Here is a 21,409-nt window from a genome sequence, read left to right as displayed (position 1 = left end):
TTTAGAGGATATAGCGCGACAGGTCTTCATCCTGCGCCAGCTCGCCGAGATGGCTGTTGACGTAGGCGGCGTCGATCACGATGGGCGCGCCATTCTGCTGCCCGGCCAGATCACCGGCGCTGAAGGAGACTTCTTCCAGCAGGCGTTCGAGCAGGGTGTGCAGGCGGCGTGCGCCAATGTTCTCGGTCTTCTCATTGACCTGCCAGGCAATCTCGGCGATGCGCTTGATGCCGTCCTGGGCGAACTGGATGCCCAGGCCTTCGGTGTGCAGCAGCGCGGCGTATTGCTCGGTAAGCGAGGCGTGCGGTTCGCTGAGAATGCGCTCGAAATCCTGTGGAGTCAGGGCTTTCAGCTCCACGCGAATCGGCAGGCGGCCTTGCAGCTCAGGCACCAGGTCGCTCGGCTTGCTCAGGTGGAATGCACCGGAAGCGATAAACAGGATGTGGTCGGTCTTCACCATGCCCAGCTTGGTGTTGACCGTGCAGCCTTCGATCAGCGGCAGCAGGTCGCGCTGCACACCTTCACGGGATACATCGGCGCCACCGGTGTTGCCGCGTTTGGCCACCTTGTCGATCTCATCGATAAACACGATGCCGTTCTGCTCCACGGCTTCCAGGGCCTGGGCCTTGAGTTCTTCCTCGTTGACCAGGCGCGCGGCTTCTTCATCGCGCACCATTTTCAGGGCTTCCTTGACCTTGAGCTTGCGGCTCTTGCGCTTGCCTTTGCCCATATTGGAAAACAGGCTCTGCAGCTGGTTGGTCATCTCCTCCATGCCCGGCGGGGTCATGATTTCGATGCCGGCCGGGGCGTCAGCCACTTCGATCTCGATGTCCTTGTCGTCCAGCTGGCCTTCACGCAGGCGTTTGCGGAACAGCTGACGGGTGTTGGAGTCGCTGCTCGGTGCGGCTTCTTCGTTGAAGCCGGTGCGGGCCGGCGGCAGCAGGGCATCGAGAATGCGCTCTTCGGCGGCGTCCTCGGCGCGGTGGCGGACCTTGATCATCTCCTGCTCACGCAGCATCTTGATCGCCGCATCGGCGAGGTCACGGATGATAGACTCGACATCGCGGCCGACATAGCCAACTTCGGTGAACTTGGTCGCTTCCACCTTGATAAACGGGGCATTGGCCAGCTTGGCCAGGCGCCGGGCGATTTCGGTTTTACCGACGCCGGTGGGGCCGATCATCAGGATGTTCTTCGGCGTCACTTCCTGGCGCAGCTCGGCGGGCAGCTGCATGCGCCGCCAGCGGTTGCGCAGGGCAATGGCCACGGCGCGTTTGGCGTCGTCCTGGCCGATGATGTGGCGGTTGAGTTCGGAAACGATCTCGCGGGGCGTCATGGACATGCGGGGGTACTCCAGAGGAGAGCGCGCTTATTCAGCGCAGTCTTCTTCCTCGATAGTTAAATTCTGGTTGGTGAACACGCAGATAGAACCGGCAATGTTCAGCGCGGTTTCGGTGATTTCTCGGGCGCTCAAGTCGGTTTTCTGCAGCAGGGCCATGGCTGCGGCCTGGGCGAAACCACCGCCGGAGCCCATGGCGATCAGGCCGTGTTCGGGTTCAACCACGTCACCGTTGCCGGTAATGATCAGTGAGGCGTCCTTGTTGGCCACCGCCAGCATGGCTTCCAGGCGGCTCAGCGAACGGTCGGTGCGCCAGTCTTTGGCCAGCTCGACGGCGGCGCGGATCAGATGGCCCTGATGTTTTTCCAGCTGGCCCTCAAAGCGTTCGAACAGGGTAAAGGCGTCGGCAGTGGCGCCAGCAAAGCCGGCCAGCACCTGGCCGTGGTACAGGCGGCGGACTTTTTTCGCGTTGCCTTTCATCACGGTATTGCCGAGGGACACCTGGCCGTCGCCGCCCATGACGACTTTGCCGTTGCGGCGCACTGAAACGATGGTGGTCAAGGGGAGAGTCTCCACGCAGCGGGGCGAAAGTGCCCAATGCCGAATGAAGTGGGGGCTGTGCGCGCCTGCTTCAAGCCCTGCGGTAGCCAGTGTCCGACAAATAGTCGGCAGAACTTGCCGCAGGGCCCGCCAGGCCTGGGATTTATTGCACCTGGCGCTGCTGTAACAACAGATTGCTGAAGCCGCTGCCGGCCAGGGATTTCTGCGCCTGGCCGAGCTGCTCGCGGGTGGCGAACGGGCCGACCAGTACGCGGTGCCAGGTTTCCTCGCGCACCGTGCCGGATTCCACCTGCACGTTCTGCCCGAGCAGGATGATCTGCGCGCGCAGGGCATCGGCATCGTCCTTGCGACGGAACGAGCCCGCCTGGAGGAAGAACTGCGAGCTGACCGGGCCTTTGGCGACCACTGGCGGCGGTGGCGGCACCTGGCCGTTGAGCGCGGCTTCGGCACGGGCGGCGTCGATCTTCGCGGCTTCTTCCGGGCTGACCGGTTTCTGCTCAGGCACAGCTGGCGGTTGTTCGATGGCCTGTGGCGGCAGGATCACTTCCGATTCCGGCAGCAGGGTGTAGAAGTCGTACTTGGGTTTGGCCGGCTCGCTGTTGGCGGGCTTGTTGGCCGGCGGTTTGGCGGCCTGGTTGGCGCGCGCCTGTTCGACCTTGCTGCGCTTGATCTCGTCGCGGCCGGGCTCCAGGCTGAACAGAAACACCATAAAGCCACCGATCACCAGCCCGCAGACCAGCCAGAACCAACCCGGCACCGGCTTTTTCGCCGGAGCCTGGTAGCGGCTGGCGCCGCGCTTGGCGGCGGGCTTCTTCTTGGCGGCCACTTACATGCGCTCCAGGGTTTCCAGACCGAGCAGCTGCAGGCCCTGCTTGAGGGTGCGGCCGGTGAGGGCCGCCAGGCGCAGGCGGCTGTTGCGCACGCCTTCGTCCTCGGCAGCGAGGATCGGGCAGTTTTCGTAGAAGCTGGAGAACAGCCCGGCAAGGTCATACAGGTAGGCGCAGAGCAGGTGCGGTTCGCCCTTGTCGGCCACGCCGCCGAGTACTTCGGCGAACTGTGCGAGCTTGCCGGCCAGGTCGATTTCCTGGGCAGCCTGCAGGTCCAGTTGGCCGTCCAGTTGGTCGAAGCCCTTGCCCACTTTGCGCAGCACGCTGGCCACACGGGTGTAGGCGTACAGCAGGTACGGCGCGGTGTTGCCTTCGAAGCTCAGCATCAGCTCGAAGTTGAAGCGGTAATCGCTGGTGCGATGCTTGGACAGGTCGGCGTATTTCACCGCACTGATGCCCACGGCGCGGGCGATCTGGCGCAGCTCGGCTTCATCCAGCTCGGGGTTTTTGCCTTTGACCAGGGTGTAGGCGCGCTCCTCGGCTTCATCGAGCAGGTCGACCAGCTTCACCGTGCCGCCGTCGCGGGTCTTGAATGGGCGGCCGTCGGCGCCGTTCATGGTGCCGAAACCCATATGCTCCATCTGCAGGCTGGCCGGGACGAAACCAGCCAGGCGCGCAGCGGCGAAGACCATCTGGAAGTGTAGGGCCTGGCGCTGGTCGACGAAGTACAGCACGCGGTCGGCTTTCAATACGTTGGCGCGGTAGCGGGTGGCAGCCAGGTCGGTGGTGGCGTACAGGTAGCCGCCGCCAGCCTTCTGCACGATCAGCGGCAGCGGGTTGCCTTCGGCGTTCTTGAACTCGTCCATAAACACGCATTGCGCGCCGTTGTCTTCGGTCAGCAGGCCTTTGGCCTTTAGGTCGGCGACCACATTGGCCAGGTCGTCGTTGTAGGCGCTCTCGCCCTTGACGTCGGCCATGCTCAGCTTCACCCCCAGGCGGTCATACAGCGCCTGGCAGTGACTCAGGGAAATATCGTTGAAGCGGTGCCACAGGCGCATGCACTCGGCATCGCCAGCTTGCAGTTGCACCACCAGTTCACGGGCGCGCTCGGCGAACTCCGGGGAGTCGTCGAAACGCTTTTTCGCCGCGCGGTAGAAGCCTTCCAGGTCGGCCAGCTCGCTTTCGGCGGCCGCCGGGTTTTCCTGCATATAGGCCAGCAGCATGCCGAACTGGGTGCCCCAGTCGCCCACGTGGTTCTGCCGGATCACGTCGTCGCCGAGGAATTCCAGTACCCGCGCCACGCCGTCACCGATGATGGTCGAGCGCAGGTGGCCAACGTGCATCTCTTTGGCCAGGTTGGGGGCGGACAGATCAACCACCACGCGCTGCGCCGGGCCGGTCTTGCGTACACCCAGCTTGGCGTCGGCCAGCAGCGCGTCCAGGCGCGCGGCCAGGGCCTGGGTGTTCTGGAAGAAGTTGAGAAAGCCCGGGCCGGCGATTTCGACCTTGCTGATACCGGCGTCGGCCGGCAGCGCAGCGATCAGCTTCTCGGCCAGGTCGCGCGGTTTCATGCCGGCCGGCTTGGCCAGCATCATGGCGATGTTGCTGGCGAAATCGCCGTTGGCCTTGTCCTTGGTGTTCTCCACCTGAATGGCCGGAGTCAGGCCCTCCGGCAGCACGCCGTCGGCAGTGAGGCGGGTCAGGGCTTGCTGGATTAGGTGGCGAATGCTGTCTTTCATGGTCTGCTCGGTCGGCCGATGGCGGCGGCGCACAATGGCGCTGGTTGAAAACTGCGCATTATCGACGTGCTTCGCCTGCAGCATCAAGCCGCCTGTGGTTGCACCGGGCTAAAGGCTGGCGCAATGGGCGGTCGATCACGTCGTGCCGTGCCTGTATGTGACAACGCCGCAGCGGCGCAAGCCCTGCGGCGTTGAGGTACGCGTGCCGCTTTAAGCGGAGCGTTGTGCGGTGCCGCGTACGGCCGCATTACCGGCGACGAAATACGGCGCAGTGCTGCGCGGCAGCGGCGCGCGACCGCGGATTTTGTCGGCGATCTTCTCGGCCATCATGATGGTCGGCGCATTCAGGTTGCCGGTGACGATCAGCGGCATGATCGAGGCATCCACCACGCGCAGCCCCTGTACGCCGTGCACCCGGCCCTGGCCATCGACCACTGCCATATCGTCTTCACCCATCTTGCAGGAACACGACGGGTGGTAGGCGGTTTCCGCATGTTCGCGGATAAAGGCGTCCAGTTCGGCGTCGCTCTGTAGCTCTACCCCCGGACTGATTTCGCGGCCGCGATACGGGTCCAGCGCGGCCTGCGCCATGATTTCGCGGGTGATGCGGATGCCGTCGCGGAACTCGCGCCAATCCTGCTCGTGCGCCATGTAGTTGAACAGGATGCTCGGGTGCTGGCGCGGGTCCCTGGATTTGATCTGGATGCGTCCACGGCTCGGTGAGCGCATGGAGCCCATGTGCGCCTGGAAGCCGTGCTCCTTCACCGCGTTGCTGCCGTTGTAGTTAATCGCTACCGGCAGGAAGTGGTACTGGATATTCGGCCATTCGAACTCGCTGCTTGAGCGGATAAAGCCGCCGGCCTCGAACTGGTTACTGGCGCCGATGCCTTTACCCAGGAACAGCCAGTTGGCACCGATCATCGGCTGGTTCCACCATTGCAGCGCCGGGTAGAGCGACACCGGCTGCTTGCAGGCGTATTGCAGGTACACCTCGAGGTGATCCTGCAGGTTCTGGCCGACGCCGGGCAGGTCGTGCACCAGCGGAATATCCAGTTCACGCAGCAGCGCCGCCGGGCCGACGCCGGAACGTTGCAGCACCTGTGGCGAGGCAATCGCGCCGCTGCACAGCAGCACTTCGCGGCGTGCATTGACGGTGATCGGCGTGTCGTTGTCGCCCTGCAGATAGGCCACACCAATGGCGCGCTTGCCGCTGAACAGGATGCGGTCAGTGAGGGCGTGAGTAACGATGGTCAGGTTCGGCCGCTGGCGGGCTTGATCGAGGTAGCCGCGTGCGGTGCTGGAGCGCCGGCCCTTGGGCGTGACGGTACGGTCCATCGGGCCGAAGCCTTCCTGCTGGTAGCCGTTGAGGTCGTCGGTACGCGGGTAACCGGCCTGCACGCCGGCTTCGATCATGGCGTGGAACAGCGGGTTATTGCCGTTTTTCGGCGTAGTCACGCTCACCGGGCCGTCGCCGCCGTGATAGGCATTGGCGCCGATATCGCGGGTTTCCGCCTTGCGGAAATACGGCAGGCAATCCAGGTAGCTCCAGTCCTCCAGGCCCTTTGCTTCGGCCCAGCCGTCGTAGTCCATGGCGTTGCCGCGGATGTAGCACATGCCGTTGATCAGGGATGAGCCGCCCAGGCCTTTGCCGCGCCCGCATTCCATACGGCGGTTGTTCATATGCGGTTCGGGGTCGGTCAGGTAGGCCCAGTTGTAGCGCCGGCCTTGCAGCGGAAAGGCCAGGGCAGCGGGCATCTGGGTGCGGAAATCCAGGCGGTAATCCGGGCCGCCGGCTTCCAGCAGCAGCACGCTGACGTCAGCGTCCTCGGTCAGACGGGTGGCCAGCACGTTACCGGCCGAGCCGGCACCGATGATGATGTAGTCGAATTCCTGGGGCATAAAAGCTCCTGTAGCCCGGATGCAATCCGGGAAAACGCGGTGACTGTTCCCGGATTGCATCCGGGCTACGGGGCGGCGATTCAATCCGTGGGAGGGGCTTTAGCCGCAAAAGGTGTCGCGGCTAAAGCCCCTCCCACAACACAGTGGTCAGAACACCGAGGTGTAGCCGCCCAGCTCGACCTGTACCGACTTGATCCGGGTGTAGTGCGCCAGGGTGGTCAGGCCGTTTTCGCGGCCGACGCCGGATTGCTTGTAGCCGCCCACCGGCATTTCCGCCGGCGACTCGCCCCAGGTATTGATCCAGCAGATACCGGCTTCCAGCTTGTGGATCACCCGGTGCGCGCGGTTCAGGTCGCGGGTGATCACGCCAGCAGCCAGGCCGTATTCGGTGGCGTTGGCGCGGCGGATCACTTCCTCTTCGCTGTCGTAAATCAGGATGCTCATCACCGGGCCGAAGATTTCTTCACGGACGATGGTCATGTCGTCCTTGCAGTCGGTGAACACCGTCGGCGCCACGTAGGCGCCTTTGGAGTACTCGCCCTCGGTGACGCGGTTGCCGCCGATCAGCAGGCGCGCGCCTTCGCTGCGGCCTTTGTCGATATAGCCGAGCACGCTGTCCATATGCGCCGCGCTGACTAGCGGGCCGAAGTTGGTGGCCTCGGCAAGTGGATCGCCGAGGCGAATGCGCTTGACCCGCTCCAGCACCTTGGCCTCGAAGCGCGCCTGCAACATACGCGGCACGAACACGCGGGTGCCGTTGGTGCAGACCTGGCCGGAGCTGTAGAAGTTGGCCATGACTGCGATGTCGGCAGCGCGGTCGAGGTCGGCGTCTTCGAAGATGATCAGCGGCGACTTGCCGCCCAGCTCCATGGTCACTTCCTTGAGCGACGAACTGGAGGCGCTGGCCATGACCTTCTTGCCGGTGACGGTGCCGCCGGTAAAGGAAATCTTCTCGATGCCGGGGTGTTCGGTCAGCCACTGGCCCACTTCACGGCCGCTGCCGGTCAGCACGTTGAACACGCCGTCGGGCAGGCCGGCGGCGGTGTAAATCTCGGCGAGTTTCAGCGCGCTGAGCGAGGTGACTTCGCTGGGCTTGAAGATCATCGCGTTACCGGCGGCCAGGGCCGGAGCGGATTTCCACAGGGCAATCTGGATCGGGTAGTTCCACGCGCCGATGCCGGCGACCACGCCCAGCGGCTCACGACGGGTGTAGACGAAACTGGTGTCGCGCAGCGGGATCTGCTCGCCTTCAATGGCCGGAATCAGCCCGGCGTAGTACTCAAGCACGTCGGCGCCGGTAACGATATCGACGTAGCGGGTTTCGCTCAGCGGCTTGCCGGTGTCGAGGCTTTCCAGCTCGGCCAGCTCATCGTTGCGCTCGCGCAGAATATCCACCGCCTTGCGCAGGATGCGCGAACGCTGCATGGCGGTCATCGCTGCCCAGACTTTCTGCCCTTCGCTGGCGCTGGCCACGGCCAATTCCACGTCCGCCTGACTGGCGCGCTGCACCTTGGCCAGCACTTCACCGTTGGCCGGGTTGATGCTCTCAAACGTCTGGCCACTGCTGGCCGCTACATAACGGCCACCGATATAAAGCTGCTGTTCGTCGAAGCGGGGCATGGCGCGTTCCTCGTGGGCGGTGGGCGACGCGAGCCGCCTGGCGCAGGTCGTCGGTGTAGGCAATATAGACACAAGGCTAAATTATCTTAATTGAACGATCAATCAACAAAAGCGACAGTGCGCAGCCAAACACGACACGCAGGGCGTGTAGGCGGTGGTATTCGGGGGGAGGATGGCGAGCTGACTTGCGTCAGATCACACACCGAGTGCTGGCATATGTGGGAGGGGCTTCAGCCGCGACATCTTCAGGGCGCTCAAGTCCATCGCGGCTAAAGCCCCTCCCACTCATACAACAGCCGGTCTACGCGTTGGCCTTGGCCAATTGCAGATCAAGGTATTCGTAAGCGATCTCAATCGCCTGGCGGGTGTCGAAGCCTTCGCCGGACAGCGCGCCGCGCAGCCACAACCCATCGATCAACGCCGCCAGGCCACGGGCCGCACTGCGCGCCTGATCCTGCGGCAACACCCGGCGGAATTGCCCGCACAGGTTGGAATACAGACGGTGGTCGTTGACCCGCTGCAAACGCCGCAGTGCCGGCTGGTGCATGCTGGTGGCCCAGAACGCCAGCCAGGTTTTCATCGCCGGGCCGTTGACCTGGCTGTCATCGAAGTTGCCTTCAATCATCGCCCGCAGGTGCTCGCGCGGTTGGTCCGGCGGCAGGCTGGCGCGGCGTTCGCGCACGGCATCGCTGAGTGCCTGCATCAGGTGGCGCATGGTGGCGTCGAGCAGGCCATTCTTGTCGCGGAAATAGTGGCTGATGATGCCGTTGGAAACCCCGGCGATCCGCGCGATATAGGCGATGCTGGCATCGCTCATGCCGACCTGATCCACCGCTTCGAGGGTCGCCGCGATCAATTGCGAGCGGCGGATTGGTTGCATTCCAACCTTGGGCATCGGCTTCTCCGTCGATAGGGGGCGTCCCCGGAATGCGCGCAGTCTAGGCCGGTTATTGTTGGGCGATCAATCAAACATGGCGTTTCAGGGATGACCTGTCGGTCAGGGATATGCCCCGGTTTAGGCCGCTTTATGGCTGGTTTTTCGCCTGGGATGCAGTGCTGTGTTCGGCCGTTGCGCCGGAGCGGGCAATCAGCTCGGTGGGCGGCACGCTAAAGCGAAAATCACAATACGCCGCGCCGCCGGCGAGGGTTTGCCTGCGTTGCAGCGTCACGCCCCAATCGCTGGCCATGCGGTAATCCAGGCTGCACGCGGCAAAGTGGGTCAGCTCCGGCGCACCCTGCTCGCGCAGGTAACTGGCCAACGGGCACACCTGCACATCAAAGGCCACGCCCGCGACGGCGGGCAGGGTGGTGCGGCGAAACGGGCGGGTAAACACCAGGTTGAACAGCGCATCGAGCAGCCACTGGATGCGTGTTTGCAGACGGCGGCTGCGCAGGCGCGACAGCTTGAACGCCAGGGCGCTGGCCGGGGCGAAGATCTGCCAGTTGATCTGCTCGATCCACTCACCGGCTTGTTGCTGGCCTATGCCGTGCTCCTGCAAGGCGCGGTACAGCGCGTAATCCCACTGCATATAACGCAGCAGCAGATTCACCCCCGGCGAATGGCGCACTCGCGTGCGTTGCAATTCACGTTGTATTTCCAGGGTTCTGAGCCACACCGCCGCCGCTGTAGCCGCTGGCAAACACCCACCCAGCTGCGACTGCGCTGCTTGGCGAAAGGCCATCGACGGCAGATAAACCCGCAGCAGGGCGAGGGGCTTCATTGGCTTTCTTTGGCTCTGGCGATGGCCGCATTCAACGCGGCTTTGGCCTGCGGGCTGTTCTTCCAGTAGGTGCTGCCGAGCATGGCGGCGACCATCTCGGCGATATCTTCGGCCCGGTATGTGGCCAGCTGCGCCAGGGAGTCGATGCCCAGCTCCTCGAAGCGCTTGATCACCGTAGGGCCAACGCCCTTGATGGCGAGCAGGCTAAGGCGTTCGGTTGGGTTAAAAGCCATGCTGTGACGTCCTGTCCGGTGGTTGTGGGCGTTAGCGTGGGTCAACATCAGCGACTAGCGCCAGCAAGTCGGTCACGCCGATATCCTGACCGGCCTGGAACAACAACGTGCTGGCCTGGCCGCGATGGTGGGTTTGATGATTGAAGAAATGCAGCATCAGGCTGGCGAACGGCCGCTGCGCCGGCACGCCCTTCATATTGCCGTAGGCCAGCACATATTCCAGGTCCGCTTCGGTCAGCGCTGCGACCCAGTTACTGATATGCCCATCCAGTCGGCTGCGCAACGTCTGCAACGGCGCGAAGCTGTCGAACAGCAGCTGATCCAGCGCCGCCGGCCGCTGTAAATCGCTGATCGCCACGCGCAGCTCTGTGCAGGCCGGGTGCTCGGCAAAGCGCTTGAGCCAGATGATATCGGCCACCGCAATATGGTTGAGCGTGGCGAGGATGGACGGGAAAAACGCCCCGCGATCCTCACTCAGCGCCTGCGCCGACAACTGACCGGCCGCCGCGTAGAGCTTGTCATTCATCCACGCGTTATAGCGGGCCATTAACTGAAAGTGGGCAAGCTGGGACATGGCGTTTAACTCAGCAATCAAGGTTCAGTCAGGCATCAAAAACCGGGCGGAAGAAGGTGCGCTCGTAGCTGATGATGCACTGGGTTTCTTCGGCATATTTAAAGGCCGCCAGGCACTCGGCGTCGACAAAGGATTTCAGCCGGTACTGCTCGTACTCCGCCAGGCTGGGGAAGCTGAACATCGCCAGGCCGATATTGTTGGCACCTTCCGATGGCAGAAAGTAGCCGTGATGCGTGCCGCCAAACTTCGCCACCAGGGCAATCCACAGCTTGCCGTAATGCTCGAATTCCTTGAGTTTGCGCGGGTCGAGTACGTAGCGGATGTGGCAGGTGATCATGGTCTGTTCTCGCATTTGTTAACGGCAGAGGTAGGAAAGTGCACTCAGCTCTCAGGGGTAATGGTGGCTTCCGGGTTGGCTTCGGCAGCCAGCTTTAAGCGGTCGGCTTTGCTGACGTAGGTGGATTTTTTCTTCGGTGCTTTTTTCGCATTGGCCTTTTTGGCGTGGGCTTCGAGTAGCTGTTTGATTTTTTTGCGGCGGTTCATTGTTTAGCCCGGTTATGCACTAAGGAGAATGGACTCGTGTGAGGTTTTATCTTTTGGCTGAAATTGTGGTCTGTCCCCTAATATTTAAGATGGTGTGGGCGTGAATATTGAGAAATCTATGTCGATGCGCATGGGCTAGATAAGCCTCTAACGTTTGGTTAAGGGGCGGGCTTTAGCCCGTCCCAGTGAGCGCAGCGAACGTTTTGAACCACTGGTTAGGCACGATACGTAATTGTAATAGCTGAATCTGCGCTTCCAGTGTTGCGCTTTAAAAGGGACTATCTTGGGCTTCTTTTTTAGAAGTATCTACCCGAAGTTTATTGATGGCGTCTTCAATTGATGCGACTTGGTTAGACTCTTCAAGTATATAGTACTGTATGGTTATGCCATCCGAGCATGTTTCTCTTGGCGACGATGTTTTGGTGCGGAGTATTGCTCTTACCTCACCGTTAGCCCACACGGCATCTAAATTGCCTACTTCATTCTTGAATTCGTTTCCAATTCGGTTTTTGCATATCTCCGTATCTCTATTGTCAATGAGCGCGGGTTTGCCGTATTTAGTTTTTAGTGTTTCTAGTCCGGCGTTGGGAAATATAATTTCTAGGCTTATTAGTCTGTCTTTTACAAATAAAGCTTTACTGCTATGGCCAACTGTTTCAACAAATTTACTGGTATCTGCATCGGCCTCTATAATATCATACTGCAGTCCGCTAACTTGTATGCTTTCAATACTGCCTTTCTTTTTGAAGATGTTAGATGAACTCCAGCATAGTGACTTTCTCTGTGGATGTAAGTATTTAAGCTCATCTATAGTGATTTCACCTTTCTCGTTTTTATAGGTGTTGCAATTTATAGGGTTAATTTCTAATGCGGAGATATATTCGGATTTGCTCATTCCGATACTAACCGTCCCAAGGCTTGTTGGCCCATGGCCCTTAGATGCTTTTGAAATAGAAGTATCTGTCTGGGCTTTTTCGGAGTCTTTGGCTTTTTCAGATGGCCCGCATCCAGTTGTTGATAAACAGGCGAGTGCAACAATAAGCATGGGGAAAAAATCGGGGACTTTACGTAGCTATTAGAACCAATATTCATGTTTTCCTCCGTCAACAGGTCGGCTTTTCAAGATTTTTTTGTTTAGATTTGATGTTGGAGTGTTTTTTCTATCTGAGTTGGAGAGAATTGCATTAATTGATGCTTGAGCGTATTTCTCACCGTTGTCTTTGACGATGCATTTATCTTTTATCCAATTCTTGAGATCTTCGACTGTGAAGGGTTGAATGAGAGGGCCAAGCTCAGTAGCTTCGCGAATTTGATTGATTAGCGACATGTATTACCTTCAAAGGCGTAAAGACTCTACAGAGTTGTGCCTAACGTTTGGTTAAGGGGCCGGCTTTAACCGGTCCCGAGTGAGCGAAGCGAACGACTTGAACCAGTTGTTAGGGGAACGAGTTACCCGTGAAATAATCAGCGATGCTCATACTTGCAAGTGCCTTTGGTATTCTTGCAGAGATGCTCAATGGCTCGATTGTCACCAGAGTTAGCTGCGTCCTCATAAAACCAATTAGCTATAACTTTATTGGGCTTAGTTATTCCGAAGCCGTTTTCGTAGAGCTTTCCGATATAGAAATTACACTTTCGATTACCTAGAGATGAGCAGCTATCGAAATATTTAAAGGATTTTTTAATGTCTCTGGGAAGTGCTTTGCCTTCTAGATAAATGCCGCCCATCAAGTATTGGGCCTCAACATGACCTTGTGCAGCAGCTTTTTCAAGCCACTGAGTTCCGGATTTTCCATCGGAACTAAATTGAATCATTCCAAGTTCGAATTGGGCTCGAACGTCTCCTGATTGGGCTGCAGATTCTAAAGTTGGATTTCCAAGGATGTCTTCGACAAGAAAGGAATTATTCTCAGCCTTGTTCGCTTGCTCAGTTATGTAGTCTTCAAATGAAGATCCATAGGCATTTAGTGCCGAGAAAAGTGAAATGGTGCATATGGTTAGTTTTATATTTTTCATGGCTAGGCTCTATAGGTTGTGCTCTGAAAAGAATGAATCCCATTTGATTAGGACGCAATCGGCAAGTGACTCTATATCGACTTCTTGCCCCTCGGAGAGAAGAATCCACTTGTCGCCGCCATTGACTGGCAGTACTCCAAGTGGGGCACCACCGACACAGCCGCTGAGAATATTGGTTTCAGGGTTGGTTCGTTTGGTTAAAATGAAGTGCTTTGCCTTGTCACATAGATCATGGCAATTTTTAATGTCTTTATCTTGTAGGAATTTATCTAGCGTCGACTGTGTGACGGCTTTGTTTTTCTGAATGTAATCACTGATGTGGTATGCCGTTACAAAGAAGTTAAAAACATTGTCTATTTCAAAATTTTCTGAAAGCCGCTTTCGCTCTCTATGGGCTTTTTCAAGAATATCTTTTGGCGTTTTAAGTTCAAAGAAAGACATAGGTCTCCTTGGAGGCTCCCCTAACTATTAATTATGCGACATACCAATGTCGCGTTTTCCTGTCGCATAACGCCATCCGATCTGCTGCATCCGATCTATGTCCCAACTCAATGTCGCGAAGGTGCGGAAAGCGGCGGGGGGTAGGCGACGGTTTGGCTAGGTCCAACCCTATCCACCCCCATCTCCCCCTGTCTAGAACATTCTCCCGCCGCCATTTCGCGCCCACAAAAAAGCGGGCCGTAGCCCGCTTTATATAGAGAGTGCAGCCTTGGCTTATTTAAGCCACTCGGCGACGCGCTCCGGGTTTTTGCTGATCCAGTCTTTGGCGGCGTCTTCTGGTTTGGCGCCTTCGCGGATGGCGAGCATAACGGCGCCGACTTCTTCGCCGCTCCAGGAGAACTTCTTCAGGAAGGCAGCGGCTTCTGGGGCTTTGCTGGTGAGGCTGGGGTTGGCCACGGTGTCGACGTGTTCGTCATCGCCGAAGACTTTTTTCGGGTCTTCGAGGAAGCGCAGTTTCCATTTGGCGAACATCCAGTGCGGGATCCAGCCGGTGACGACAATCGGCTTCTGGGCTTTTTCGGCGCGGGTCAGGGCGGTGGCCATGGCCGGGCCGGAGCTTGGCATCAGCTTGATGTCGGTGAGGGCGTATTCCTTGATCGCGTCTTCGGCGCGGCGCATCACGCCGGCGCCAGCGTCGATGCCGGTGATTTTGCCGTCGAAGTCCTTGGCGTAGGTTTGCAGGTCGGCGATGGTTTTGGCTTGTACGTAGTCCGGTACGATCAGGCCGATTTTCGCGCCGGCGTAGTTGGTGCCGAGCACTTCTACCTTGTCTTTGAGTTTTTCAAAGTATTCGCCGTGGGTGGCGGGCAGCCAGGCGGAGAGGGTGGCGTCGAGGTCGCCGCGCGCTACGCCTTGCCACATGATGGCCGGCTCTACGGGCTTGAGCGCCACGTTGTAGCCGAGTTTGCTTTGCAGGATTTCCCCGGCGACATGGGTGGCGGCGACGCTGTCGTCCCAGCCGTTGACGTAGCCGATGTTCAGGGTAGGTTTGTCCGCCGCCATGGCGCTGCTCATGCCGAGTGCCAGGGCGGCGACGCCGAGGCTTTGCAGGCAGAGGTTCTTCAGGTTTCGCATAGGATGTGCTCCGTCAGTGAGAGTGGCAGTTCAGTGAGTTACTGGCGCGTTCTTCTTGCGGGCCTAGCTGGGTTGGTACTGCTTTACGTGGTTATGGCTTGCTTGAGAGGGCTTGTGTGTTGCCCCTCTCCCCGGAGGGGCGAGGGGGTTGATCGGTCGCGAGGTAAATCGCGGCTGCAACTAACCAGGCGATGGCCGTGTGGCATCGCGGGCTGAGTTGCTAAATAGATGAATCAGCTAACCGCGCCGCCCGCAGGTAACTGCGGCGGCGCGGGGCTTGGCTTAGAGGCCGAGGTGTTTTTTCACCGCTGCAACGCCGTCCTGGCCGTCGTAGGTGGTGACGCCGGCCAGCCACTTGTCGAGGATTGCCGGGTTGGCTTTGATCCACTCTTTGGCGACTTCGGTCGGGTTCTGTTTATCCAGGACCTTTTCCATCAGCTGGCTTTCGATTTCCACGGTGAACTGCAGGTTGTTCAGCAGTTTGCCGACGTTGGCGCAGCGCGCTTCGTAATCTGGTGGCACGACGGTGTAGACCTTGGCGGCGCCGAAGTCGGGGCCGAACACGTCATCGCCGCCTTCCAGGTAGGTGATGTCGAATTGGGTGTTCATCGGGTGCGGTGCCCAGCCGAGGAACACGGCGGGTTCGTTCTTCTTCACGGCACGTTGCAGCTGTACCAGCATGCCGGCTTCGCTGGACTCGACCATTTTGAAGTCGCCGAGGCCGAACTGGTTGCTCTTGATCATGCCGTCGATCAGCAGGTTGCCGTCGTTGCCGGGCTCGATGCCGAAGATCTTGCCACCCAGCTGGTCCTTGAACTTGGCGATGTCGGCAAAGCTTTTCAGCCCGGCTTCTGCGGCGTAGGTCGGGACGGCGAGGGTGTATTTGGCGCCTTCAAGGTTGGCCTTGGGCAGCACTTTGACGCCGCCATCCTTGGTGAAGGGCTCAATCACCGGGTCCATCGAGGGGGCCCAGTAGCCGAGGAAGACGTCGATCTGGCCTTTTTGTACGCCGGTAAAGGCGATAGGCACGGAGGCCATGATTTTGCGGGTCTGGTAGCCCAGGCCTTCGCTGAGGGTCATGGCCACGCCGGTGGTGGCGGCGATGTCGGCCCAGCCGATTTCGGCGAAGCGCACCATCTTGCAACTCTCCGGCTCTTGCGCCCAGGCGCTTTGCAACATGGCCACGGAGAGCAGGCCGACACCTGCGAGCTGTTTAATCGTTTTCATCTGCGACTCCCTGTGATGGCAAAAGCTAAGGCTTACTGACGTTGAAGTTTGCCGCTGAACCAGCCGAACACGCTGCGGCGCTTGGCGGTTTGCGGGGTCCCGAAACTTTCCGTGATGCGGTCGAGAATGATCGCCAGCAGCACCACGGCCATGCCGCTTTCAAAGCCCAGGCCGATGTCCAGGCGCTGGATACTCGCCAGTACGTCGTTGCCCAGGCCGCCTGCGCCGACCATCGAGGCGATGATCACCATCGACAGGGCCATCATGATGGTCTGGTTGACCCCGGCCATGATCGACGGCATGGCGTTGGGCAGCTGGACTTTGAACAGTAGCTGACGCGGGGTGCAGCCGAAGGATTGGCCGGCTTCGATGATCTCTTTATTTACCTGGCGGATGCCCAGGTTGGTCAGGCGCACTGCCGGTGGCATGGCGAAGATCACCGTGGCGATGATCCCCGGCACACGGCCGAGGCCGAAGAGCATGGCGGCGGGAATCAGATAAACGAACGCCGGCATGGTCTGCATAAAGTCGAGAATCGGCCGGATGATGGTCGCCACCCGTTCGCTGCGCGCGGCCCAGATGCCCAGCGGTACGCCGAGCAAGAGGCTGATCAGGGTGGCGGAGAAGGTCAGGCCGAGGGTGACCACGGTCTGCTCCCAGAAGCCGGTCATGACGATCAGGATAAAGGCCACGGCGGTGAAGATGGCGAACTTGTAGCTGATGCGCCACAGGCCGAGGCCGACGAAGATGGCGATCAGCAGCCAGGCCGGCGGCAGCATCAGCAGCCATTCGATGCCTTCGGAGAAGCCGTTGACCACCGCGCCGATGCTGTCGAAGCCATCGCTGTAGTTGTCCAGCAGGTGTTGCACCACGTCGTTGACCCAGCTGCCCAGGTCGAGTTTTTTCTCACTCATGGAACTCTCCCTGCAGGCGGGTCAGCAGCCGGCCTTTACTGATGGCGCCGCTGTAACGGCCATTGCTGTCGACCACCGGGATCGGCCCTTCGTTGTCCACCAGGCGTTCAATCACCTGGTCCAGCGGTAGATCCTCGGGAACCGGTTTGATCGATTTCAGGACGCTGCTGTCGAGGCCGCAGGTGGTGCCGCCTTCGACCAGCAGGGCGATCTTCTCTAGGCTGATGGAGCCCTGGAAGGTGTTTTGTTCGTCGACGATAAAGGCGTAGTGCTTGTCCAGTGCCTGCAATTCCTGGCAGACCTTCTGCGCGTCCGGCGCTTTGCCGTTGTGCACGTAGAGCGGCACGCTGTCGGCCATCAGCTGGCCGGCGGTGAGGTAGCGGTTGGTGTCGACGGTGTTGAAGAAGTTGCGCACGTAATCGTTGGCGGGGTTGTCGATCAGCTCTTGCGGAGTGCCGACCTGAACCAGTTTGCCGCCTTCCATGATGCCGATGCGGGTGCCGATGCGCATGGCTTCTTCGATGTCGTGGGAGACGAAGATGATGGTGCGGCGGTCGGTTTTCTGCAGCTCCAGCAGCACGTCCTGCATCTCGCGGCGCTTGAGCGGGTCGAGGGCGGAAAACGCCTCGTCCATGATGATCATTGACGGGTCGACCGCCAAGGCGCGGGCCAGGCCGACGCGCTGTTGCATGCCGCCGGACAGTTCATGCGGCATCTTGTGCGCAAAGCTGTCCAGGCCGACCTGCTTGAGTACCTGCATGGCGCGTTCTTCACGCACCTTCTTGCTCTTGCCGGCCACTTCCAGGCCGAACGCGGCGTTGTCCAGCACGCTGCGCGAGGGCATCAGGGCGAAGGACTGGAAGACCATGCTCATGTCGCGGCGGCGCAGGTCGATCAGCTCCGCCTTGGGCATCTTGGCGACGTTCTGCCCGTCGATGTAGACATTGCCGGCACTGGGTTCAACCAGGCGGTTGATCAGGCGGATCAGGGTAGATTTGCCGGAGCCGGAGAGGCCCATCAGCACGAAAATTTCACCTTCCTCGACGCTGAAGGACACGTCGCTGACGCCAATAACTGCGCCTTTCTCCGCAAGGATTCGTTCCTTGCTCCATCCCTCTTTGAGGAGGTCGATGGCTTCCTGTGGCTCTGCGCCGAACACCTTGTAGAGGTTTTCGACGACGATTTTTCCAGACTGCATGGGATGATTCCCCTTCAGTAGACATCCAGATCAGTGCTGCGGAACCGGGCCTACGCCAGCTGGCGTACGTACGGTGATGCCGACTGTTCTTGCCTGTGTGGGTTTACTGGGTTCCGGGGTCGGGGACGTGTCTTGCCGCGCAACGCATTCAGGGTGCTCAGGCACAACCGCTGCAACGCTCCAGTTGCCTTGCGGGCAATGGACGCTACGGGGGTGTACTGTCGAGTCAACCTTGCTGTGCCGTGCTGCAAACCGCGTTCCAAACCCTCTGGCAGTGTTACGAAGCCCCATCCTTGGGTTTTACACACCTCGACCCGAGGTGCGCGTACATCCGAAATTTCTTGTTGGGCTGGTGCCCATTTGGGACAAGCCAGCGCTTATAAATTCTTCGGTCCGGGGCTGTGGGCTCCCGGTCTGTCGACCCTGCTAAGGCGACAGCGACGAAATCGGCTGACTCAACGATATAGTCTTCGGCCTGTCGCAATTGTCGGTTTGCGACCCTGACGTGTTGCGCGGCGACAGACTCTTTAAAAACCATAACAGACTTTTTTGCCCCTTGGCCAAGGCTGCAAGCCACGCCGGGCGTGGTTTACAGTCCTTGAGTCGGCCGCAGGCACGATGACCAGCGGGCTGCGGCGATATCGAAAAAAAACTCGAAATTAGTCATTCGCCGACAGGCTCACGGGTGCTTTGAGCGGTTGCCCGTTGCGCTGTTTTACGCCTTGCAGCCAACTGCTCAGAGCGTGCGGATTGGCCTTCAACCAGGCTTTGGCCTCGCGTCGTGGGTTGGTGTTTTTGTTGAGGATCGCGCCCATCAGGTAGCTCTCCATCTCCAGGCTGAAACGCAGGTTTTGCAGCAACCGGGTCACGTTCGGGCACTGCTCGCCAAGGCCGGCGCGCACATTGGTGTACACCGTGGCGCCGCCGTAGTTGGGGCCAAAGAATTCGTCGCCGCCATCCAGGTAATACAACTGCAACTGGTTGTTCATCGGGTGCGGCGCCCAACCGAGAAACACCACCCACTGCTTGAGGTGTTCGGCGCGTTTGACCTGGGCCAGCATGCCGTTCTCGCTGGACTCCACCAGGCTGAAGCCGGCCAGGCCAAAGGCGTTCTTGTCGATCATCTGCTGGATCAGCTTGTTACCGTCATTGCCGGGTTCGATGCCATACACCTTGCCCCCCAGTTCCTTGCTGAAACGCGCCAGATCGGCGAAGTTCTTCACGCCACCGTCGTAGGCGGCCTGGTTCACCGCCAGGGTGTACTTGGCACCTTCAAGGTTGGCGCCGAGGGTCTTTACCGAGCCGTTGGCGGCGTAGGGTTTGATGTCGTTTTCCATGCTCGGCATCCAGTTGCCGAGGAACACATCGACCTTGCCGTCCTGCATGGCCTGGTAGGTGTCCGGCACGGACAGGCGTTTGACCTGGGTGCGGTAGCCGAGGTCGCTGAGTACCTGGCGGGTGACGGCTGTGGTCACGGTGATGTCGGTCCAGCCGACATCGGCGAAGCGGATCACATCGCATTGCGCCGGTTCCACGGCCTGGGCCAGCAAGGGTGAAATCAAAGCAGCCGCCAATAGGCCGCTGCGCATATTCAGTGTCATCAAGCCTCTCCCGATTACGGTGACAGGGTGCGCCTGGGTGGGCGCATGTCGGCCATGGTGCGGGTTGGGCAAACAGCGAGTGGCCGATCCATGGGCGCGGCGATCATGCCGACAGATTTCCTGTGCTGCCTATGCGTCGCGTCGCAACCAGAACGCCGCTGTCGTGATTGGCTGCGGCGACGGTTGAAGGTGTGAAACCGTTAACGGTGCTGCGACCGTTCGCCATGTGGCAGGTGCGCTGACGGATTTAGGCATGGGCAAGTCGGTGTGGGGCGACTGCGCGGACGGGAAATCCTGATCATGGCCTGCATGTAGCAGCAGTGCAGGAGAGTGTCGTGGCTATCAGCGTGTTTGACTTGTTCAAGATCGGCATCGGGCCGTCCAGTTCGCATACCGTCGGGCCGATGCGCGCAGCGGCGCTGTTTAGCGGCGCATTGGCCGAGCGGCACTTGCTGGAGCGCACGGCACGCCTGCAGGTGCGCCTGTACGGTTCGCTGTCGGCCACCGGTGTTGGCCACGGCAGTGACCGCGCGGTGATCATGGGGTTGATGGGCGAGTGGCCGGATCAGGTCGACCCCGCGAGCATCGAATCACGCATTGCTGAGCTGTTGGCCAGCGGCCAGTTGCAGCTTGGCGGGCGTATCAGCATCGCCTTCGACTGGGCGCGCGACATGCAGTTGCTCGACGAGAACCTGCCCTATCACCCCAACGCCATGACTCTTAGTGCGTTTGCCGCCGATGGCGGCCTGCTGCATGAAAACACCTATTACTCGGTGGGCGGCGGCTTTGTCGTGGATGCCGAGCAGGCCGCCAGCGGCCAGCTGGATCAGGACCACACCGTGCTGCCCTATGACTTCGACAGCGCTGAGCAGTTGTTGCAGCTGTGTCAGCGCAATGGCCTGCGCGTCTCCGAACTGATGATGGCCAACGAGAAGGCCTGGCGCAGTGAGGCGGAGATCCGCAGCGGGCTGATGCGCCTGTGGCAAGCCATGCGTGAATGCGTCGAACACGGTCTGCGTCACGAAGGCATTCTGCCCGGCGGGCTGAATGTGAAACGCCGCGCCGCCAAGCTGCACCGCAGCTTGCAGGAAATGAGCAAACCCAACGTGATCGGCTCCACCCTCAGCGGCATGGAGTGGGTCAACCTGTTCGCCCTGGCGGTGAACGAGGAAAACGCCGCCGGCGGGCGCATGGTCACCGCGCCGACCAATGGCGCGGCGGGGATCATCCCGGCGGTGCTGCATTATTACGTGCGCTTCAGCCCGGCGGTCAGTGAAGCCAATGTGGTGGATTACCTGCTGGCCGCCGCCGCCATCGGCATTCTGTGCAAAAAGAATGCATCCATCTCCGGGGCCGAAGTCGGTTGCCAGGGCGAGGTCGGTTCGGCCTGCGCCATGGCGGCGGCGGGGCTGGCGGAGATTCTCGGGGCGACGCCTGAGCAGGTGGAAAACGCCGCCGAGATCGGTCTGGAGCATAACCTCGGCCTGACCTGCGACCCGGTCGGTGGCCTGGTGCAGGTGCCGTGCATCGAGCGCAACGCGATTGCTGCGGTGAAGGCGATCAATGCCGCGCAGATGGCTTTGCGTGGCGACGGTGAGCACTTTATTTCGCTGGATCGGGTGATCCGCACCATGCGCGATACCGGTGCCGATATGCATGACAAGTACAAGGAAACCTCGCGCGGCGGGTTGGCCGTCAGCGCGGTCGAATGTTGAGTCAGCGGGCTTACCCCATACGCTGAGCGACCAATCCGGTGCATGGTCTGCGTCGCGCCCGCTTATGGTGCGCGGCCTCTTGTCCGGCTTGATCAGGGTGGCGCAAT

At 60.1% G+C, this 21,409-nt stretch carries 22 protein-coding genes; 1 reads left to right on the top strand and 21 read right to left on the bottom strand.

Annotation, left to right across the window (positions count from 1 at the left end):
• Window position 1: 1 nt before the first annotated feature.
• From hslU to choX, 21 genes are all read right to left on the bottom strand, one after another.
• A complete protein-coding gene (gene hslU / locus IOD17_RS12455) occupies window positions 2–1,342 on the bottom strand; it encodes an HslU--HslV peptidase ATPase subunit (RefSeq protein ID WP_233685390.1) in 1,341 nt (446 codons plus the stop codon).
• A 27-nt stretch (window positions 1,343–1,369) separates the two neighbouring features.
• Window positions 1,370–1,900 carry an ATP-dependent protease subunit HslV gene (gene hslV / locus IOD17_RS12450; protein WP_233685389.1) on the bottom strand — a complete coding sequence of 177 codons (531 nt, stop codon included), beginning with the start codon at window positions 1,898–1,900 and terminating at the stop codon, window positions 1,370–1,372.
• Window positions 1,901–2,042: 142 nt separating this feature from the next.
• Entirely contained in the window at window positions 2,043–2,726 is a 684-nt protein-coding gene (locus tag IOD17_RS12445) for an SPOR domain-containing protein (RefSeq protein ID WP_233685388.1), read from the bottom strand.
• A complete protein-coding gene (gene argS, locus IOD17_RS12440; protein ID WP_233685794.1) occupies window positions 2,727–4,466 on the bottom strand; it encodes an arginine--tRNA ligase in 1,740 nt (579 codons plus the stop codon).
• Window positions 4,467–4,676: 210 nt separating this feature from the next.
• Complete coding sequence (gene betA / locus IOD17_RS12435; protein ID WP_233685387.1) at window positions 4,677–6,365, bottom strand: choline dehydrogenase; 1,689 nt, start codon at window positions 6,363–6,365, stop codon at window positions 4,677–4,679.
• A gap of 147 nt (window positions 6,366–6,512) precedes the next feature.
• Complete coding sequence (gene betB / locus IOD17_RS12430) at window positions 6,513–7,985, bottom strand: betaine-aldehyde dehydrogenase (RefSeq protein ID WP_233685386.1); 1,473 nt, start codon at window positions 7,983–7,985, stop codon at window positions 6,513–6,515.
• A gap of 301 nt (window positions 7,986–8,286) precedes the next feature.
• Entirely contained in the window at window positions 8,287–8,880 is a 594-nt protein-coding gene (betI, locus tag IOD17_RS12425; RefSeq protein ID WP_233685385.1) for a transcriptional regulator BetI, read from the bottom strand.
• 130 nt (window positions 8,881–9,010) lie between these two features.
• Window positions 9,011–9,706 carry an L-2-amino-thiazoline-4-carboxylic acid hydrolase gene (locus IOD17_RS12420; protein WP_233685384.1) on the bottom strand — a complete coding sequence of 232 codons (696 nt, stop codon included), beginning with the start codon at window positions 9,704–9,706 and terminating at the stop codon, window positions 9,011–9,013.
• Complete coding sequence (locus tag IOD17_RS12415; RefSeq protein WP_233685383.1) at window positions 9,703–9,939, bottom strand: helix-hairpin-helix domain-containing protein; 237 nt, start codon at window positions 9,937–9,939, stop codon at window positions 9,703–9,705. Before IOD17_RS12415 ends, IOD17_RS12420 begins: the two co-directional genes overlap by 4 nt.
• Window positions 9,940–9,970: 31 nt before the next feature.
• Entirely contained in the window at window positions 9,971–10,513 is a 543-nt protein-coding gene (locus IOD17_RS12410) for a DinB family protein (RefSeq protein ID WP_233685382.1), read from the bottom strand.
• 28 nt (window positions 10,514–10,541) lie between these two features.
• On the bottom strand, window positions 10,542–10,850 hold the full coding sequence (locus IOD17_RS12405) for an NIPSNAP family protein (RefSeq protein WP_233685381.1): 309 nt from the start codon (window positions 10,848–10,850) through the stop codon (window positions 10,542–10,544).
• 44 nt (window positions 10,851–10,894) lie between these two features.
• The gene (locus IOD17_RS12400; protein ID WP_233685380.1) at window positions 10,895–11,056 is read right to left on the bottom strand and encodes a DUF2986 domain-containing protein; all 162 of its coding nucleotides are present in this window, start codon (window positions 11,054–11,056) and stop codon (window positions 10,895–10,897) included.
• A 268-nt stretch (window positions 11,057–11,324) separates the two neighbouring features.
• A complete protein-coding gene (locus IOD17_RS12395) occupies window positions 11,325–12,101 on the bottom strand; it encodes a hypothetical protein (protein WP_233685379.1) in 777 nt (258 codons plus the stop codon).
• Window positions 12,102–12,131: 30 nt separating this feature from the next.
• Window positions 12,132–12,383 (bottom strand): hypothetical protein, encoded by a 252-nt coding sequence (locus tag IOD17_RS12390; RefSeq protein WP_233685378.1) that lies wholly within the window; start codon window positions 12,381–12,383, stop codon window positions 12,132–12,134.
• A gap of 137 nt (window positions 12,384–12,520) precedes the next feature.
• Window positions 12,521–13,072: a tetratricopeptide repeat protein gene (locus tag IOD17_RS12385; RefSeq protein WP_233685377.1), complete on the bottom strand. Its 552-nt coding sequence runs from the start codon at window positions 13,070–13,072 to the stop codon at window positions 12,521–12,523.
• Between the two features lie 9 nt (window positions 13,073–13,081).
• Window positions 13,082–13,513, bottom strand: coding sequence for a hypothetical protein (locus tag IOD17_RS12380; protein WP_233685376.1), 432 nt, complete (start codon window positions 13,511–13,513; stop codon window positions 13,082–13,084).
• A 273-nt stretch (window positions 13,514–13,786) separates the two neighbouring features.
• Entirely contained in the window at window positions 13,787–14,647 is an 861-nt protein-coding gene (locus IOD17_RS12375) for a glycine betaine ABC transporter substrate-binding protein (protein WP_233685375.1), read from the bottom strand.
• Window positions 14,648–14,929: 282 nt separating this feature from the next.
• On the bottom strand, window positions 14,930–15,874 hold the full coding sequence (locus IOD17_RS12370; protein ID WP_233685374.1) for a choline ABC transporter substrate-binding protein: 945 nt from the start codon (window positions 15,872–15,874) through the stop codon (window positions 14,930–14,932).
• 32 nt (window positions 15,875–15,906) lie between these two features.
• Complete coding sequence (choW, locus tag IOD17_RS12365) at window positions 15,907–16,788, bottom strand: choline ABC transporter permease subunit (RefSeq protein ID WP_233685373.1); 882 nt, start codon at window positions 16,786–16,788, stop codon at window positions 15,907–15,909.
• Window positions 16,781–17,986: a quaternary amine ABC transporter ATP-binding protein gene (locus tag IOD17_RS12360; RefSeq protein ID WP_233685372.1), complete on the bottom strand. Its 1,206-nt coding sequence runs from the start codon at window positions 17,984–17,986 to the stop codon at window positions 16,781–16,783. Before IOD17_RS12360 ends, choW begins: the two co-directional genes overlap by 8 nt.
• A gap of 659 nt (window positions 17,987–18,645) precedes the next feature.
• Entirely contained in the window at window positions 18,646–19,587 is a 942-nt protein-coding gene (choX, locus tag IOD17_RS12355) for a choline ABC transporter substrate-binding protein (protein ID WP_233685371.1), read from the bottom strand.
• Between the two features lie 335 nt (window positions 19,588–19,922).
• Here choX and IOD17_RS12350 point away from each other — a divergent pair, with 335 nt between their 5' ends.
• Window positions 19,923–21,302 carry an L-serine ammonia-lyase gene (locus IOD17_RS12350; RefSeq protein ID WP_233685370.1) on the top strand — a complete coding sequence of 460 codons (1,380 nt, stop codon included), beginning with the start codon at window positions 19,923–19,925 and terminating at the stop codon, window positions 21,300–21,302.
• Window positions 21,303–21,409: the final 107 nt, after the last annotated feature.

This window comes from Pseudomonas anguilliseptica, from assembly GCF_021375795.1.
GTDB lineage: Bacteria > Pseudomonadota > Gammaproteobacteria > Pseudomonadales > Pseudomonadaceae > Aquipseudomonas > Aquipseudomonas anguilliseptica_A.
This window is presented reverse-complemented; position numbering and strand designations above follow the sequence as displayed.

Bases quoted from the DNA above. Each gene is read 5' to 3' on its own strand.
- IOD17_RS12390 (WP_233685378.1), bottom strand. From the start codon at position 12,383: ATGTCGCTAATCAATCAAATTCGCGAAGCTACTGAGCTTGGCCCTCTC.
- IOD17_RS12360 (WP_233685372.1), bottom strand. From the start codon at position 17,986: ATGCAGTCTGGAAAAATCGTCGTCGAAAACCTCTACAAGGTGTTCGGC.
- IOD17_RS12370 (WP_233685374.1), bottom strand. From the start codon at position 15,874: ATGAAAACGATTAAACAGCTCGCAGGTGTCGGCCTGCTCTCCGTGGCC.
- betB (WP_233685386.1), bottom strand. From the start codon at position 7,985: ATGCCCCGCTTCGACGAACAGCAGCTTTATATCGGTGGCCGTTATGTA.
- IOD17_RS12395 (WP_233685379.1), bottom strand. From the start codon at position 12,101: ATGCTTATTGTTGCACTCGCCTGTTTATCAACAACTGGATGCGGGCCA.
- IOD17_RS12380 (WP_233685376.1), bottom strand. From the start codon at position 13,513: ATGTCTTTCTTTGAACTTAAAACGCCAAAAGATATTCTTGAAAAAGCC.
- choW (WP_233685373.1), bottom strand. From the start codon at position 16,788: ATGAGTGAGAAAAAACTCGACCTGGGCAGCTGGGTCAACGACGTGGTG.
- IOD17_RS12415 (WP_233685383.1), bottom strand. From the start codon at position 9,939: ATGGCTTTTAACCCAACCGAACGCCTTAGCCTGCTCGCCATCAAGGGC.
- IOD17_RS12375 (WP_233685375.1), bottom strand. From the start codon at position 14,647: ATGCGAAACCTGAAGAACCTCTGCCTGCAAAGCCTCGGCGTCGCCGCC.
- IOD17_RS12400 (WP_233685380.1), bottom strand. From the start codon at position 11,056: ATGAACCGCCGCAAAAAAATCAAACAGCTACTCGAAGCCCACGCCAAA.
- IOD17_RS12420 (WP_233685384.1), bottom strand. From the start codon at position 9,706: ATGAAGCCCCTCGCCCTGCTGCGGGTTTATCTGCCGTCGATGGCCTTT.
- IOD17_RS12410 (WP_233685382.1), bottom strand. From the start codon at position 10,513: ATGTCCCAGCTTGCCCACTTTCAGTTAATGGCCCGCTATAACGCGTGG.
- choX (WP_233685371.1), bottom strand. From the start codon at position 19,587: ATGACACTGAATATGCGCAGCGGCCTATTGGCGGCTGCTTTGATTTCA.
- argS (WP_233685794.1), bottom strand. From the start codon at position 4,466: ATGAAAGACAGCATTCGCCACCTAATCCAGCAAGCCCTGACCCGCCTC.
- betA (WP_233685387.1), bottom strand. From the start codon at position 6,365: ATGCCCCAGGAATTCGACTACATCATCATCGGTGCCGGCTCGGCCGGT.
- hslU (WP_233685390.1), bottom strand. From the start codon at position 1,342: ATGTCCATGACGCCCCGCGAGATCGTTTCCGAACTCAACCGCCACATC.
- betI (WP_233685385.1), bottom strand. From the start codon at position 8,880: ATGCCCAAGGTTGGAATGCAACCAATCCGCCGCTCGCAATTGATCGCG.
- IOD17_RS12385 (WP_233685377.1), bottom strand. From the start codon at position 13,072: ATGAAAAATATAAAACTAACCATATGCACCATTTCACTTTTCTCGGCA.
- IOD17_RS12405 (WP_233685381.1), bottom strand. From the start codon at position 10,850: ATGATCACCTGCCACATCCGCTACGTACTCGACCCGCGCAAACTCAAG.